Annotated in this window: 11 protein-coding genes; 10 read left to right on the forward strand and 1 reads right to left on the reverse strand. The window is 63.9% G+C overall.

From position 1 onward, the window contains the following. The first annotated feature begins 12 nt into the window (after positions 1–12). The 9 genes from GQR91_RS00510 (at position 13) to GQR91_RS00555 (ending at position 11446) form a co-directional block, all read left to right on the forward strand. Complete coding sequence (locus GQR91_RS00510) at positions 13–2433, forward strand: VirB4 family type IV secretion/conjugal transfer ATPase (RefSeq protein ID WP_149682434.1); 2421 nt, start codon at positions 13–15, stop codon at positions 2431–2433. Continuing rightward, positions 2430–3605, forward strand: coding sequence for a TrbL/VirB6 family protein (locus tag GQR91_RS00515; protein WP_149682433.1), 1176 nt, complete (start codon positions 2430–2432; stop codon positions 3603–3605). Before GQR91_RS00510 ends, GQR91_RS00515 begins: the two co-directional genes overlap by 4 nt. A gap of 203 nt (positions 3606–3808) precedes the next feature. After that, on the forward strand, positions 3809–4564 hold the full coding sequence (locus tag GQR91_RS00520) for a TrbG/VirB9 family P-type conjugative transfer protein (RefSeq protein WP_149682432.1): 756 nt from the start codon (positions 3809–3811) through the stop codon (positions 4562–4564). A 1-nt stretch (position 4565) separates the two neighbouring features. After that, a complete protein-coding gene (locus tag GQR91_RS00525; protein WP_149682431.1) occupies positions 4566–5684 on the forward strand; it encodes a TrbI/VirB10 family protein in 1119 nt (372 codons plus the stop codon). Continuing rightward, positions 5681–6688 (forward strand): P-type DNA transfer ATPase VirB11, encoded by a 1008-nt coding sequence (gene virB11, locus GQR91_RS00530; RefSeq protein WP_149682430.1) that lies wholly within the window; start codon positions 5681–5683, stop codon positions 6686–6688. Before GQR91_RS00525 ends, virB11 begins: the two co-directional genes overlap by 4 nt. Before the next feature lie 48 nt (positions 6689–6736). After that, positions 6737–6922, forward strand: a complete 186-nt coding sequence (locus GQR91_RS00535; RefSeq protein ID WP_149682429.1) for a twin-arginine translocase TatA/TatE family subunit — start codon at positions 6737–6739, stop codon at positions 6920–6922. 82 nt (positions 6923–7004) lie between these two features. After that, positions 7005–9194: an ATP-binding protein gene (locus GQR91_RS00540; RefSeq protein WP_235904022.1), complete on the forward strand. Its 2190-nt coding sequence runs from the start codon at positions 7005–7007 to the stop codon at positions 9192–9194. Then, positions 9191–10114 carry an autotransporter outer membrane beta-barrel domain-containing protein gene (locus GQR91_RS00545; protein WP_149682427.1) on the forward strand — a complete coding sequence of 308 codons (924 nt, stop codon included), beginning with the start codon at positions 9191–9193 and terminating at the stop codon, positions 10112–10114. The genes GQR91_RS00540 and GQR91_RS00545 overlap by 4 nt, the downstream gene beginning before the upstream one ends. A gap of 1017 nt (positions 10115–11131) precedes the next feature. Continuing rightward, on the forward strand, positions 11132–11446 hold the full coding sequence (locus GQR91_RS00555; protein ID WP_149682425.1) for an STN domain-containing protein: 315 nt from the start codon (positions 11132–11134) through the stop codon (positions 11444–11446). Positions 11447–11494: 48 nt separating this feature from the next. Here the strand turns inward: GQR91_RS00555 and GQR91_RS00560 are convergent, their stop codons facing one another. After that, a complete protein-coding gene (locus tag GQR91_RS00560; RefSeq protein WP_149682424.1) occupies positions 11495–13645 on the reverse strand; it encodes a TonB-dependent receptor in 2151 nt (716 codons plus the stop codon). Between the two features lie 144 nt (positions 13646–13789). Here GQR91_RS00560 and GQR91_RS00565 point away from each other — a divergent pair, with 144 nt between their 5' ends. Beyond that, the gene (locus GQR91_RS00565; RefSeq protein WP_149682423.1) at positions 13790–16171 is read left to right on the forward strand and encodes a TonB-dependent receptor; all 2382 of its coding nucleotides are present in this window, start codon (positions 13790–13792) and stop codon (positions 16169–16171) included. The last annotated feature ends 22 nt before the right edge of the window (positions 16172–16193 follow it).

The raw sequence follows: 16193 nt of genomic DNA on the forward strand, positions 1-16193 counted from the left end.
AGGGGATATGTCATGCGCAAGTGGATCGGCCCCGCCGCATGGGGTCCACGCGAAGCCAAGGCCGGCGACCGGTTGCCCTATGCTCGCCTGCTCGACGAGGAGACGCTGACACTGCGCGACGGCGGCGTCATGCAGGTCATCGCGGTGCCGGGAATCGCCTTCGAGACCGAAGAGTCAGAACAGCTTGATCACATGCTCGCCGTTCGGGAGACGATGCTGAGAAGTGCGCTGGATGCCCGCTTCGTCATCTATCACCATGTCGTCCGCCGTCAGGTCGAGGCGACGTTGGCCGATGCGGGCGAGGACCCCTTCTCGCGCGAACTGGGCCGACGCTGGGATGCCGCACGCGCTGCGCGGAGGCTCTATGTCAACGATCAGTATCTGACCGTGCTGCGGCGCCCGGCGCGCGGAAAGACGGGCTGGGCCGAGAAGCTGTCGCGCCGTTTGAACGGCCGCGGGGAGATCGACCCGGCCACCGTCCGTGAGCTGGATGCCGCGGTCACCGCGCTCGTCGCGGGCCTGTCCGCCTATAGCGCGCGGGTGCTGGGCGGCTATGATGGTGCCGTCGGCCGCTGCTCGGAGCCGCTCGAATTGCTCTCGGCGCTCTACAATGGCGAGACCCGGCCGGTGCTGACGCCGCCTGACGCCACCGATTGCGGCCACCACATCCCCTATGCCCGGATCAGCTTCGGCGTCGACGCAATCGAGACGCGACTGTCCGGTGGCCGTCGTTTCGCCGGTATGCTGTCGGTCAAGGAGTATCCGGATGCCACCCGTGCCGGACTGATCGACAACCTGCTGCGGTTGCCGCACGAGTTGATCCTGACGGAGAGCTTCGCACCCGCCGATCGTCAGGTCGCGCGCGAGCGCATCGACCTCGCCATCCGGCGGCTCAAGTCGGCCGATGCGGAAGCGGCCGCCGAACGCAGCGAGATGATGGCCGCCCGCGACGGCCTCGGTGCCGGACAGGTCGGCTTCGGCGATCATCACCTGTCGGTGCTGGTTCGCGCTGAAACGCTGGGTGAGCTGGAGCGTGCGGCGGCGCAGGCCGGCGCAGCGCTTGCCGACATGGGCGCGGTCGCGGTCCGCGAGGATACGGGAATGGAACCCGCTTTCTGGGGCCAGTTTCCGGGCAATGAAGCCTATGTCGTGCGCCGTTCGCTTATCTCGACCGCCAATGCGGCCGGGTTTCTGTCGCTGCATGGCTTTCCTGGCGGTCGGGCGTCCGGCAACCATTGGGGCGATGCAGTCAGCGTGCTGGAGACCACCAGCGCCACGCCGTATTTCTTCAACTTCCACGCCAAGGAGAGCGGGGGTGATCTCGGGAACTTTACCGTCATCGGTCCGTCGGGGTCGGGCAAGACGGTGGCGCTGAACTTCCTGGCCGCGCAGGCGCAGCGGTTCGGCCCCCGGCTGGTCTTCTTCGACAAGGACCGTGGAGCCGAGATCTTCCTGCGCGCGATCGGCGGGCATTATTCCCGGCTGACGCCTGGCGAGCCGACCGGCATGAACCCGCTCGCCCTCCCGGATACGCCCGCTAATCAGGCGTTTCTGAGGGAATGGCTGGCCGTGCTGCTGCAGGCCGACGGTGCGGAGGAACTGGCGATGATCGCGAGCGCTGTTGCTGCCGCCTACGACCATGATCCGGCGTTCCGACGGCTGCGTCATCTGGGAGAGCTACTGGGCGGCACACGCCGCCCGGAAGCTGGCGACCTTGTCCATCGGCTCCAGCCCTGGATCGGATCGGGCGAGAACGCCTGGCTGTTCGACAATGCCGTCGACCGGCTGCATCTCGACGCGCGCACGCTGGGCTTCGACATGACCCAGCTGCTGGACAGCCCGCGCCTGCGCACGCCGGCCATGATGTACCTGTTCCACCGGATCGACGAGCGATTGGACGGCGAGCCGACCATGATCCTGATCGACGAAGGTTGGAAGGCGCTCGACGATCCCGTGTTTGCGGGGCGGATCCGCGACTGGCTGAAGACGCTCCGCAAACGCAATGCGCTGGTCGGTTTTGCCACGCAATCGGCCGGTGACGCGCTGGGTAGCAGCATCGCGTCGGCGATCGTCGAGCAGACCGCGACCATGATCTTCATGCCCAACGCCAAGGCGAAGGCGGAGGATTACTGCACCGGCTTCGGACTGACCGAGCACGAGCTGGCGCTGATCCGGGCGCTGCCGGCCGAAAGCCGCTGCTTCCTGGTGCGGCACGCCAACCACTCGGTCGTCGTCCGGCTCGATCTGTCGGGTACAGGCGAGATGCTGGCGGTCCTGTCGGGTCGCGAGGCAAGCGTCAGGCGACTGGATTCGATCCGGGCGCATGTCGGCGACGATCCGGCGCACTGGTATCCGCTGCTGACCGGCGCGGCATGGCCTGGCGGCCCTGCGACGAGCGATGACAGCCCTTGGTACATGGAGGCCGCGGAATGAACGGGTGCAGATCGTTCGGGGCGGACGGCCCCGATGGCATCGGTGCGGCGCTGCGCAGCATCGACTGCCAGACCGCGCAGGGAACGGCGCACGCGTTCGAGCGGCTGTTCGGTCATCACGGCGGCCTCCTCCCGGTCCTCACGCTGATCCTGACGCTGTATGTCGCGTGGACCGCAGTCGGGCTGCTGACCGGCCGTGCCCGGATCGGCGTGTCGGGCTTGACCCCACGCATGCTGACGCTGGGTGCAGCGCTGACGTTCGCCACGTCGTGGGCCGCCTATCAGAGTGTCGTCTGGAACCTGTTGGTCGGTGCGCCTGACCAGGTAGCGGGACTGCTGCTCGGCACGCATGGCTCGGCGACAACGCTGTTCGCCGACCGCCTTGACCGTTTGTTCGGGGCGGTCGCCGAAGCTGCACAGGCAGCGCAGAACGCAGCCGGCGCGGACGCCAAGGGTTGGCAGCCTGCCGACGTCCTGTGGGCGGCGACCATGCTCCTGCTGCTCGGCACTGCGGGTGTGCTCATCACCGCGCGGATCGCGCTCGGGGCGCTGTTGGCGCTCGGCCCGGCGTTTCTGGTGCTCGCGATCTTCCGGGGCACACGTGGGCTGTTCGAGGGATGGCTGAAAGCGGCGATCCTGTTCGCGGTGGTGCCGCTGTTCGCCGTCCTGATCGGCGGGGGTGCGATCGTTATCCTGACTCCCATTGCGGAGAATCTAGGCGCCGAGCCGACCATGCAGCAAGCAGCGACCGTGTTCTTGGGTGCGGCGATTTACTGCACGCTCATGGCAATGGTACTCAAGGTCGCGAGCCAGCTCGTCGCGGGCTGGCGGCCGGGAAGTGGGGCAGGGGAACCCGCTCGGGTCACCCGTGATGCAGGCGCGGGCACGACCGTAGCGTCCAGTCCCACCGTTTTCGTCCCTGCTACGGGCCGTGCGCCGATGGCGACTGGCGATGACCGCATCCGCGCGATTGCCGCTGCGGCCTCGCCCCGGCCGCTCGCGGGGCCGGCTGCGACCGTGCACGAGGAGCATGTGGTGCGCGATCGTCAGCGCCTGGCGGGGTTGCCCACTGCCCAAGCCGGGAACGTCACCCCCTTTCCACTGGCAACCGCGCCGCGGGCCCGCGCCGCGGCGCTCGGAAGAGCAATGGGCGGAGCCTCCCGCGCCCGCTGACCAGCCGCTTCGGCCGGCCGGCGACATGACGCCTCCGCCTTTTCCAAGTGCGGGGGCGCTCACGCATCGGCCACGCACCGGCATCCTGGCGGGCAACCAGACACAACATTTCCGCCGGCCAGCAATTCCGGGGACAAAGCAGGACAGGAAAAAGCAGCATCAGATCACGAGAGGCGCACCCGCCTCGACGAGGGAGCACAGGCATGAAATCGATCCTGTTCGCGCTTGCTGTTAGTACATCGGTCCCGGCACTCGCCTCCGACGCCCGTATCGTCAACCGCTTCTACGATGACACGCGCGTCGTCCGGTTCGAGGGGCGGACGAACCTTCAATCCACCATCGCTTTCGAGGAAGGCGAGCGGATCGAGAATATCGCGATCGGCGACTCGGCACGATGGCAGGTCACGCCCAACAAGCGCGCCAATCTCCTCTTCATCAAGCCGGTCACCGCGCTCGCCCGCACCAACATGACGGTCGTGACCGATCGGCGCACCTACCTGTTCGAGCTGGTGGCGAGCCCGCGGGCGCCGTCTACCTATCTGCTGCGCTTCCACTATCCGGCGCCGCCACCGCCCCCGCCCCCGCCCCAACCGGTCGAGGAGAAGCCGGCGCTTACGGCCGCGGTTCTCGAAACCGCAGCCTCCCCCGCGCCGCTGAAGCTCAACTTCGCATGGGGTGCCAAGGGCGACAAAACGCTGATGCCGGAACGCAGCTTTGACGACGGCGCCTCGCTCTACCTGTCCTGGCCACGTGAGCGAGCGGTGCCGGCGGTGCTGACGATCGGCCCCGACGGCAGCGAAGGCCCTACCAACTTCGCGGTGCGCGGCGACTACATCGTTGTCGAGGGTGTGCCGTCCAGCGTCGTGTTGCGCTCGGGCAGAGCTGCGCTGACCCTTTCGCCATCGCGACCAAAGCCGGCCGCATCGTCCCAGCCCGGCACGCAGATCGCGGAGCGCTGATATGACCACCGATACGCTGACCCGGTCGACCGGGCTGATCCCGTTGAGCCATCAGGACGATCCTCGCCGCTCGCTCGATGACAACGCGCTGGTCGAGGCGAGCCGCAATGCCTTCCCGATCGTGGCGACCCGTGTCGCCAAACGGGATCGTGCCGGCCTGGCTGCCGGTGCCGCCACGGCATTGCTCTTGGGCGGCATCACCTTCTGGTCGATGGCAGGACCTGAGCCGCAGGTGAAGGCGCCGCCCGCCCGCACGGTCCCACCAGTCAAGGCTGCGGTGCCGCTAACGCCCGGACCGGCGCCCGTCGTGCCGCTGACGCCCGCACAGGAAACGGCCATCGCGCAAGCGCCGCAGACGGCAACCGTACCGCACAACGCGGTTGATACCGCACACGCGCCGGTCATGGTCTGGGACACGTCAGGCGCACCGGAGATTGCCACGTCCGCTCCGTCCGCCCCGATCGCGGGCGCACCCGCCAAGGTGTCGGCACCGCAGCCTCTGTCGGAGAACGAGTCCTTCGCCAGTCGCATGGGGGATGCCGGTACCGACGTGGCCAGCGCGACCCGCATTGTGGACCCGGCCAACACGGTGACCCAGGGCACGTTGATCCCCGCCGTGCTCGAGACGGCGATCGACAGCGATCTTCCGGGATACGCCCGCGCGGTGGTCAGCTCCGACGTCCGCTCGTTCGACGGCAGTCGGGTTCTGGTGCCGCGATCGTCCAGGCTGATTGGCCAGTACAAGAGCGGCCTCGCCGCGGGGCAGACCCGCGCCTACGTCATGTGGACGCGGCTGATCCGCCCGGATGGGGTCACGGTCCAGCTCGCCTCGCCGGCGATCGAGTATTCGGGCGCGTCCGGCCTGACCGGCGAGGTCAACAGCCACTTCATGAAGCGCTTCGGAGCAGCGGGTCTCCTGTCGGTGATCGGCGGGCTCGGTGCACTTGTCACCGGCGGCACCTCGCTGGTGCTATCCGGCGGCAGTAGCGCGGCCTCGGTCGCGGCGCAGCGTGATGCGCAGATTCCGCCCACGATCCGCATCCGTCAGGGTCAGCCGATCCGTGTGTTCACGGCGCGGGACCTCAACTTCTCAACCATTGCCGGGAGCATCCAGCCATGAATCAGGCCGCACAGCATCGCATCCACCAGCAGCCGATCGTGGCTGAGGTACTGCCGCTTCGGAGCACGACGGATGTGTATCTATCGGCGTACCTCGCGCCGTTCGCCGCGTGGCTCGGCGACAAGAGCGTTTCGGAAATCCTCGTCAACGGTCCGGGCGAGGTCTGGGTCGAAGCGGACGGCATCATGCGCCGTCAGACCGTGCCGGCGATCGACGACCGGTTGATCCGGCGTCTTGCCGAACAGGTCGCCCGCGTCAGCCATCAGGGCATCAACCGCGAACGGCCGTTGCTGGCCGCGACACTCCCGGACGGCACGCGTGTCCAGTTCGCGGGGCCGCCGGCGACGCGCGGGCATTGGGCGATGGCGATGCGCCGGCATCGGCTCATCGAAACCACGCTCGATGCCTATGCGCGCGCCCCGGGCGCATCAGTGCTCGCGATGATCGAGCCCGATCCGCAGACCGATCCGATCGAGTTCCTGCGCTTCTGCGTCCAAGCGCGTCGCACCGTACTGATCAGCGGCGGCACGTCGTCGGGCAAGACCACCTTCCTGAACGCGCTATTGCGCGAGGTGCCCGTCGGGGAGCGCGTTGTTGTGGTCGAGGACACGCCCGAAATTCGCTTGGGCGGCGGCAATGCGGTCGGCCTGCTTGGCGTGAAAGGCGAAACCGGCGAAGCCAAGGTGACCACCGATGATCTCCTCCAGGCGTCCTTGCGGCTTCGGCCGGACCGGATCGTGTTGGGCGAGTTGAGAGGCGGTGAGGCGGTAAGCTTCCTGCGGGCGATCAACACCGGTCATCCGGGTTCGTTCTCGACCATCCACGCCAACAGCCCGAGTGGAGCGCTCGACCAACTCGCGCTGATGGTGATGCAGGCGGGCCTCGGGCTCAGCCGGACGGACACGCTCGCCTACGCCAGGTCCGTGATCGACGTGGTGGTTCAACTCGATCGGCAAGGCGGCCGGCGCGGCATTGCCGCGGTCGCGCGCGCGCAAGACCTTTGAGGAGGCAAGATCCTCTTCGACCATTATTGCAAAAGAAGGAGACGTGACATGGGTTCGATGAGCATGGTGCATTGGCTGGTGGTGCTTGCTGCCATGGCGTTGCTGTTCGGTGGTGGTCGGATCGCCAACAGCATGGGTGATCTGGGAAAGGGTCTGAAGGCGTTCCGGCGGGAGATGGCCGACGTGGAAAGTTCACCAGCACTTTCACGGCTGGAAGCGCCGGGCGACCGCTGATAGCGTTGGCAGCGTGACAATGCGTAGAGGCAAGGATCGGCGAAGAGCTGAACAAGGACTCGGAAGACTTTCCGGCCCGCCGTTGATCGTCCAATTCATCGGGCTCGTTATCGGTGCGTTGATCGTTGCCCAGCTTGCCACGCTGCTGCTGACGCTCGTGATCCCGCCGGCTCCGCCGCGGGAGTATGCGCTGGCGGACATAGCGACCGCCTTGCGCAGCGCAGACGCTCACGACGGCCGCTTCGATCGGCTCGTTCAGTCGGGGCCTCCGGACCTGTCGGCTCGCGGCTGGTTCGTGTCAGAGACGTCTCGGGCCAAGCTTGCGGGACTGCTGAAGCGCCCGGTCGCGCAGGTGGCGCTCGGCTTCTACACGCAACTGCCTGTGGGCGGGTCGGTCGATCCGGTCGCCACACCGAAGGAGCTGCCTTCGGATGCCGAACGCGCGCGCCCGCCACAAACCGGGTCGCGTCGGGACACCACCCGGGACATGTCCTTCACGTCTGCCAACCGGCAGGAACGTGACCTTCAGCCAACTGTGGCGAGCGCCTATGCCGATGAGAGCATGGCCGCGCCTGCCTTTGCGATGCCGGCAGTCTTTGAGGTGGGGCCTCCCGCAGGGTTCATGCACACGGCAATGCTGCAGCAAATGCCCGGCGGTCCTCCCGGAGGCGGCTTTCCGGGTGGCGGACCTCCTGGTGGCGGGTTTCCGGGTGCAGGGCTTCCCGGGGGCGGTTTCCCGCAATCCTTGCCCCAGCCACCACGCGCGCAGCCGCAGCCCTCCTCGCCTTTGCCCCCAGCGCAGCCGAACGCGCAACCTCAGCCGCAGCTGCCGGTACAGGCACCCACCCCGTCGGAAGGGGCGCTGTCACAGCCTGGATCCGTCATCAATGCGCAAGGCGGTCCGGGCAGTCCCGTGCCTTCGCTCCCGGCCAACGGCGCGCAGCCAACACCGGGCGGCCCGTCAGCGGCACCGGGCGGATTCCCGGGAGCCATTCTACCGCAGCAGCCGCCTGCCGCGGTCCGGCTGCCGCTACCGGCCCTGCCGTTGCCGGAACGCAGACCGGCGAATGAAGCACCAAGAGGGTCCGTGCCGCCGGCCGAAGTTCAGGCGGCCCGCGATCCAGGCGCGATCGCGCCCGCTATACCGGCGGAAGCCGTAGCGTCGCCTGTCATGTCGGGTAATCCAACTGACACCGGCGTTGGCGACGCGGCGCCGGCCACGGGCGCGCTCAACGCCGCCCCTTCACCCATGGGTCGCCCCGTCCCGATCCAACGACCGAGGACCAGCCTGTTCGGCTTGGCTCCCGCACCTTTCGTGGAAGGTGATTTCATCGCCGGTTTCAGACTGGCGGATGGGCGCTGGGCGGTGGTCAGCCCGCGCGCGGAAGGTTTCCCGAATGCGTGGCAACGGCGGGTCGCTTTGTGGTTCTTGCTATCGTTGCTGGCGGTAGCGCCGATCGCGTGGGCGTTCGCGCGCCGTGTCGTCGGCCCACTGAACGACTTTGCCCATGCCGCCGATGTGCTTGGGCGCGATCCGGGCGCGGCCGTGCTGCCGCTCGACGGCCCGGCGGAGATCGGACGTGCCGCCCATGCCTTCAACCAGATGCAGAGCCGGTTGCGGAGCTTCGTCGACGATCGCACAGCGATGATTGGCGCGATCAGCCATGATCTTCGCACACCCCTGACGCGGCTTCGGTTCCGCATCGAGGATGTCCCTGAAGACCAGCAGGACGATCTGCGAGCGGAAGTGGTGGAGATGGAGGAGATGATAACCTCCGTCATCACCTTCATGCGCGATGCATCGACCCCTGCCGCGCGAGAACGGCGCGATCTGGCCGAGATCGTCGATGACGTGATCGAGGACGCGACGTTGCTTGGCGGTGTGGAGGCCGGCCGCGTCGATAGCGCCATCGTCGATGTCGACCCGCTGGGCATACGACGCGTCCTCAACAACCTCCTGACCAATGCCCTTAAATATGGCGGCGGACATGCCCGAGTTGCGCTGCACGTCGAGAACGCCTGTGCCGTGGCAGAGATCATCGACGATGGTCCGGGGGTGCCGGACAGCGAACTCGAACGGATCTTCGAGCCGTTCTATCGCAGCGAGGCTGCACGCCAGTCGGGGCGCGAAGGCAGCGGCCTCGGTTTGGCCGTATGCCGCTCGATCGCTCGTGCACATGGTGGCGACGTTGCTCTGTTCCGCTCTCCGGAGGGATTTACCGCCCGCGTGACGCTTCCGCTGGCGTTCAGCGACGATCGCCGCGTCGCGTGAAGGCATCACTCACCCGACCCGGCCTGTCCGTGATCGTGACTTTCAACGCCCTAATCGGCGTATGGACCATTCCTGCAACTGCGCAGGATAGCGGCGCGCTGTCGGACGAGACGCCTGGCACGTTCGTGGCGCCAAGCGCGCAGCAGGTGCCATCTGACTGGATCGCGACGCTAACGTCAGGCGTCATCACGCGCGATGGGGATACAGCGCAACCCTATGTAGTTGCCGGTCTCAGCCGCAAGATCGGCCGCGGCTATCTGCGGGCAGCGGTGACTGGCTTTCGCAGCGTGGTACGCCAAGTCGACGCGGTTCTGCCCTCTACCTACGCAATCGCGTCTCTTGGTGCCGGGGGGACATTCGGCAGTTGGTTCGTTGATGGATATGTTTCAGGGGGTCGCCAGCGCTACGGTGGCGTGACGACACCGCTTGGCACGAGGGCGAGCCAGATAGGGCAGGGCAGTGGGGTATATGGCGCCGCCTTGAACGGCGGCCGCTTCGTCGCACTCTCCCCGCGCCTTTACCTGACACCCAGCGCCTCACTCCAATTCAGCACCAACCGGGCACTGCGCTCGTCGCTGACCTCGCTAGGCCCGGTCGATTATGAGACGAGCGAGCGAGCTTGGACAGGGAGCGCTACAGTGCGCGTCGATCGGTATTTCGGTGGTGCGAACCAGCATCTTGCCGGCCTGTCGGTCAGTCGCGTTCAGACGACGAACGGCGCCACCCTACTTGCCGCCGGGGCAATGGGCGGCACCACCACGACGAGCGTCGCCGATGGCTGGTTTGTGCTAGGTTCATCGGCCTCCGTACGTGTCGCACCGCGACTTTGGATCGATGGTTCGGCAACACGCACAATAACTACCCGGTCAGGCAATTTCGCCGTTCTATCCCTAGGCGTTCGGCTTGGCTTCGGTCCATGACGCGCCGACCATACGCCAGCTTCACCACACAGGCAGCGTGAGATCGTTTACCAAACGAGCATCATGGTACCGGCTCAGGTGATCAGGAGGCCGAAGCATAATCCGAACACAGCCATGGTCAGCACAATTACGATCCAATATTCGATCGGGGTTGAGGATCGGAGGGTACGTCACGCCATTCACGTTAATATGGTGTGTGCCGACGCCGACGTAGAGTCGGTTGACCGTGAAAGCGGAGAAGCCAAATCCCGCCAACGCAAGAACAGAGTTCCAACCATCCTTGCCTCATTCCTTGATAATCTGACGCAGCACAGATTGATTGACTCAACGCTGCCTTTCAGAGGCAGGCGGTCTCACCGCGCGGAGTGGTGCACCCTAAAGGACTGGCCGAGATCATGGCAGACAGCGGCCACTACAGCATCGACGGCATTACCGCTCGCGCCTATGTCTGGTCAGCAGGCGGGGCAGGGGAGCTCATCGACGCACTGCTGGCCGCGCGCAGAGCGGGTTGACCGGTAAGCTTCACTGCATGACTGATGCCTTCGGACGACCGTCTGCCTTTCACCTACGGCCGGAGAGGCGGCCGATTGTGAAGCATACGATGCCCTGATCGTCCTGCCAGCAGCTCTGCTTGTCGACGAAGCCAACGACGCCAACGGCAAACCGTGCCGACTTCGCGAAATGGAAAATCAAACCCGTTATACATGGTTGTTCAAAACGTCGGGTTGAGATCAAGCGTGATCGCGCGCTCCATAAGCAGCGCAACCGGATCAAGCGCATGTTCGACGACCTGAATAGAAACCGTGCCGCCGCCACGCGCTACAACCAGCTCGCCAGCAGCTTCCCCGGCATGATCATTCCGCCACCACCAGATCCTGACTCAATTCCGCCCGCGCGCCCAAAAAAGTCATTGGAGGTTCATGCAAATGAACTACATCGAATAATAGTCGTTTTGAGATGCCCACATTAACCCGGCAAATGTGGCCGGTGAAACGAGGAAGCTAGATGCGAACTATAATGCTTTCGATGCTTGTTCCAATCCTCGCCGTCACGACAAGTGGTGCTAACGCGCAGGAATTTAAGTACAATTGTCAGAATGAGCCAATCGCCATCGCCATCCCTGGCGACCGACTTGACAGGTCGATCGAGAAGCTGCGCCTAGCGACCCGCTGTCCGATATCGGGCACCAAGCTTGCGCGCGGCAAGCGTTCAAAACCGGTTGTCGGGACGATGGTGCCAGAAGAGGCCCTCCAAGCGATGCTGAATGGAACCGGCCTCGAATCACGCCCCATCAAGGGCGGCTTTGAGATTGTGCGTACGCGCGTCCGCTGATTATTGCCGGGGAGGATCACAGCGTTGTGATCCTCCCTGACTGATAGGCTACAACTGGAACCGGGCGGTCAGCCGGATGTCTCGCCCTGCGAGTGGAGCGAAATCCTTGATAACACTCGGATGTCGACGCGCCGTGACATCGAATATATTGTTTGCGGACAGGATGAGGCTGGTGGCGTTGCCGCTGAACGGCATCCAGGCGAGAGACGTATTGACCATCGTGTAGCCGTCAGTCGGCGTCTCATAGCCAGAAATGCGATCCTGCCCGAATACGCGTTCTACCTCTACCCGTCCGTTGACCTGCACTGCCTGGGCTTCGACACCGCCGAGCAATCGCAGTGGAGGAATGCGGGGCGCCGGACCAGATCCCTTGATGGTTGCACGGACATAGTCGCCGAGCACGTCACCTCGAATTTCCAAATTGCCGATTGTAGCCAAGCGCGCGGACAACTCCCCCTCAAAGCCATAATAGCGAGCATCCGCCTGAGCATATTGATAAACCGGCAGTCCGTCGATCTCAGTGCCCGTCAGGTAATCGTAGATATAGTTGCTGAACCAATTGTGGTAAGCAGACACTGCAAACCGGTAACCCTCTCCACGGCCTTTCAGCGTCGCTTCGAGACCCCAGCTGGCTTCCTTGGTGAAAGCAGGATTTCCGATTTCGAACGCCTGCGTGCCGAGATGCGGCCCATTGGCGAACATCTCCTCAGCCGAGGGTGCACGTTCAGTGCGCGATGCGTTCAAGCCGATGCGTACACCGTTAGTTAGCGGATAGCTTGCACCTGCCGAAAATGAGAAGGCATCGAAGCTGCGGGCGATGTTACCGTTGCCCAAGTCCGCGTCGGCATCGGCGCTGATGCTGCTATGCTCAACGCGCGCGCCTGCTTCCGCTCGAAGTACGCCGAAGTCGAACGACTGCAGTGTGAATAAGCCATATTGCTGGGTATTGCTTTTGGGCAGGAACTTCTCCTCGCCTTCCACACGGAAATTGCGAACAAAAAACTGCCCACCGATTGCCCCGCTCCAGCGGTCGCGCCTAGTCTGTACGGCCTCCACGCGGCCTTCATATCCTCGGTTGAAGAAGCTGGTACCGACTACGCCGGGGCTTTCGAGTTCGTCATGCCGATAGTCGGCGCCGGCCGCTCGCACGCGGATCCGGTCAATGAAGCCCTCCAGTTGATATTCCCCGCGTACGTCGATGCGGGTCTGCCGCAGGTCGAGACGTACGCCGCTGTGATCATGAGCGTGGCCGTCAACAGCGTCCTCCACCTCTTCATCGTGGTGGCCATGCCCGTCGAAACGGGCAGGCACCCCGTAGAGGCTATCATAGCGGCTGACCGAGAACCCAAGGGATCCGCGCTCGCCGATATAGGTAAGGCCGCCGCCAAAGTCGGACGTTTCAGCTGCAGTATTGGCAAGCCGTCCTCTCGCATTTGCCTCCACTAGTAGTTCAGGTTCGTTCTGCTCGGCGGCATGCTCGGCCGCTTCTTCCCGCACGTTGCGGGAGTAAAGATAGCCGCCGGTGCGAAGGTCGCCAGTCTTCACATAGCTGCCATCCAGGTGAAGCACGATCCGATCGTTGATCGGCACGTCAAGCACTCCGCTGAGTGTCGTCTCATCAGCTGCGGATCCGTAACCCGCGATCGCGTCGAAATGGGCCGGCTTCTCGGGCATTCGGCGTGGGATGCGATTGTCGATCACGTTGACGACGCCGCCAATCGCAGACGAACCGAACAATAAAGCTGCCGGGCCGCGCAGCACCTCGATCCGTTCCGCCGTCAGCGGATTGACCGCCGGGGCATGGTCGACTGACGTGTTTGAAACATCGATGCTGCCAATACCATCGGTCAACACGCGTATTCGCTCACCCTGAAAGCCTCGTAGCACCGGGCGCGATGCGTTCGGCCCAAAGCTCGTTGCCGACACGCCAGGCTGCCGGGCGAGGGTCTCAGCGATCGTTGGGCGGAGTTGACGGGTAAGCTCCTGCCCAGAAAGCACCGACGTTCCAGACAGCACATCAAGCTGGTTCTGCGGATATGGCGCGGTAACTAGGATTTCCTCCGAAGCCTCATCATGCGGACGTAGGCGCTCGCTACGGCTACTCGTCGCCTCGCGGCTTTCCACCTCGTTTTGAGCATAGGCGGGAGCGCTGATCGTCAGAGCGGAAATGGCGGAACTCATCAATAGGCGGCGGATCATCTGTCTTCCCCGGGGGCTTGCACGATGCTGCCTAGACGTTATGAGATACTGTCTCAAGATGTTACGTTATCCTATCACATCGCCGCGTAGGCAATTCGGTATGCGCGAACGATCGCGCGCAAGAAAACATCGAGGAAAGCTATTATGAATGCGGTCTTGCGGGCGAAGACGTTTGCTCGCTCCCAATGCCTGAGCACGTCCGTCGCAGTGCTTTCGGCGGTTCTGGCCTCAGCGGCATCAGCCCAGAATGTCTCCCCGGAGCAGGGATTGGACGTTGCCAGTGGCCTGCACGGCCGCGACCTGTCGCAGTATGCGCAGGCCGATACGACAGGGCAGATTACCGGTTATGTGACGATTGAGACGATGGCGGGCGAGCTGAGCGGCACCACAATCAATCTGGAGGGCACGCGCTTTTCCGCCACCACGGACGGCGCTGGCCGCTTTCAGTTAAGCGGAGTGCCAGCGGGCGATTACATCCTCGTCGCCAAACACGCCGCCATGCGCGAGCAAAGGCGCGCAATTACGCTCTCGGCGGCAAAACCGCTCGTGATTGACATCAGCCTGGCGCCTATCTCCGGGGCGGAAGCCGATGTGGTCACCGTGACCGGCACGCGGATTGGCGCAGTCCGCAGCAGTTCAAGCCCGGTTTCCGTCATCACCGCGGCTGACATCGAGCGTAAGCAGGTCACCAACATGACCGATCTCCTTCGCGGAGAAATCCCCGGGCTGTTCGTCATCAATCCCGGCGTGAACGATTGGACCACGCAGGTCTTTTCGCGCGGGAGCACCTCATGGAATTATGGCTTCAGCGACCTGAACAACGATTATGCCAAGATTTTCATCGACGGTGTTGAACTCTCCCGTCCGACCCTTCTGTCGATGATCGATCCGCGTACCATCGAGCGCATCGAAACGGTACGCGGCCCGCAGGCAGGAACCATTTACGGCACCGACGGCTCAAACGGCCTGATGAAAATCGTCACGAAGAAGGGCGCGACCGGCCGCCCACAGTTGATCGCGCAAGCCTCTGTCGGGATCATGGAAAGCCGTTACAAGCCCGATAGTGCCACGCCGATCGTTCAGGATCACAGCCTGCAGTTGCTCGGAGGCGACGACGATTTTGGCTACCGCTTGGGGGGAGTGTACCAGTCAACGGGGGAATGGGCACGAAGGTACAATTCTGAGTCTTACGGGCTTTCGGGCGGACTGCGGGCCCGTCGAGGCGATTTCACCTTGAGCTTGAGCGCGTTCCACAACCATCGCGAACTGGCGCTGTCCACCTATCCTAACGACCCCGTGCCCGGTCAGGGCTCCGACTATCCTATGACGCAGACGCTGCTCGCCTTCTCGCTCGGCTATCAGGCCACACCCAACTGGCAGCATACGCTGACGATCGGACAGGACAGGAACTCATTTGGTTATGACGGCGTGTTCCTCGGTCGCAACAACAAGCAGCATACCGACTACAGCCGCCGCACGTTGCGTTATTTCACGAGCTATAACGCCACCATCAATTCTGATCTGTCCGCGGTTCTAACCGCAGGCGGAGACGCTACCTTCTATGATGCCAATGGCTTCGAGGCGCTCGGCTACCCAATCGTGAACGGCAGACCAGATTATGCCAACGCGCGCGATTACCATCCGGTCGAGGAAAATTGGCGCAACTTCGGTTATTACGCCATGGCTGAACTGGGATTTCGTAAGCAGCTTTACCTGACCCTGGCCGCGCGGATTGAGGAGGGACTGCGCTACGTCGTACCGTCCGAGAAAAGACAGGTTCAGCCGCGCGTCGGTCTTTCCTATGTGTTGGATCGCGGTCCTGCGACGGTAAAGCTACGCAGCCAGTGGGGCCGCAGCGTTCGCGCCCCGATCACCGACGTTCGCGCCGCCAGCGTATCCAGCGGCATCTCCTACCGCGCTAATCCGAACCTCGGCCCGGAAGTGAAAGAAGGCTGGGACGCGGGTGCCGATTTCACCTGGCGAGGTATAGGCACCTTCTCGGTCACGTACTTCGATGAGGAAGGCCGCGATCTCATCATGCCGCTCAGTGTCGATGAAACCGCCCGTCCCCGCATCCGGGAGTACCAGAACTACGGTATCATCACGAACAAGGGCTGGGAGTTTGAAGGCAATGCCACGCTCGGGCCCGTTTTGCTGCGCGGCAATTTCACACTCATCGACAATCGAATCAGAAAAATAAGCCCTTTGGTTGGAACAGGACAGAACGCCCCGGGAAGCCGCCGGATCAGCGTTCCGGACTATACCGGCGGAATCACCACCACCCTGCGGGTTCTGAGCGGAACCGTTAGTGCGAATGCCTTTGTTCTTGGTCCGCGCATTCTACAATTTGCTGGTGAAGCACCGGCTCTATGGCGCCTGAACTTACGCGCCGAGCAGCAGGTCTCCCCTGGCCTGCTACTGTTCGGCCGAATTGATAACGTCCTTCATGATCAAACATCCGAACGATTTGATTTCTCGATTGCTCCGGGGCGGACAACGGTGATTGGGGTACGTTGCACCTTCTAGACCTCGCCTTTTTTCATAGTGG

It is taken from the genome of Sphingomonas carotinifaciens (assembly GCF_009789535.1).
GTDB classification, from domain to species: Bacteria; Pseudomonadota; Alphaproteobacteria; order Sphingomonadales; family Sphingomonadaceae; genus Sphingomonas; species Sphingomonas carotinifaciens.

What these genes read in the sequence shown, in the direction of transcription:
- GQR91_RS00555 (WP_149682425.1), top strand. Translation starts at nt 11,132, where the DNA reads ATGCTTTCGATGCTTGTTCCAATCCTCGCCGTCACGACAAGTGGTGCT.
- virB11 (WP_149682430.1), top strand. Translation starts at nt 5,681, where the DNA reads ATGAATCAGGCCGCACAGCATCGCATCCACCAGCAGCCGATCGTGGCT.
- GQR91_RS00515 (WP_149682433.1), top strand. Translation starts at nt 2,430, where the DNA reads ATGAACGGGTGCAGATCGTTCGGGGCGGACGGCCCCGATGGCATCGGT.
- GQR91_RS00565 (WP_149682423.1), top strand. Translation starts at nt 13,790, where the DNA reads ATGAATGCGGTCTTGCGGGCGAAGACGTTTGCTCGCTCCCAATGCCTG.
- GQR91_RS00535 (WP_149682429.1), top strand. Translation starts at nt 6,737, where the DNA reads ATGGGTTCGATGAGCATGGTGCATTGGCTGGTGGTGCTTGCTGCCATG.
- GQR91_RS00560 (WP_149682424.1), bottom strand. Translation starts at nt 13,645, where the DNA reads ATGATCCGCCGCCTATTGATGAGTTCCGCCATTTCCGCTCTGACGATC.
- GQR91_RS00520 (WP_149682432.1), top strand. Translation starts at nt 3,809, where the DNA reads ATGAAATCGATCCTGTTCGCGCTTGCTGTTAGTACATCGGTCCCGGCA.
- GQR91_RS00510 (WP_149682434.1), top strand. Translation starts at nt 13, where the DNA reads ATGCGCAAGTGGATCGGCCCCGCCGCATGGGGTCCACGCGAAGCCAAG.
- GQR91_RS00525 (WP_149682431.1), top strand. Translation starts at nt 4,566, where the DNA reads ATGACCACCGATACGCTGACCCGGTCGACCGGGCTGATCCCGTTGAGC.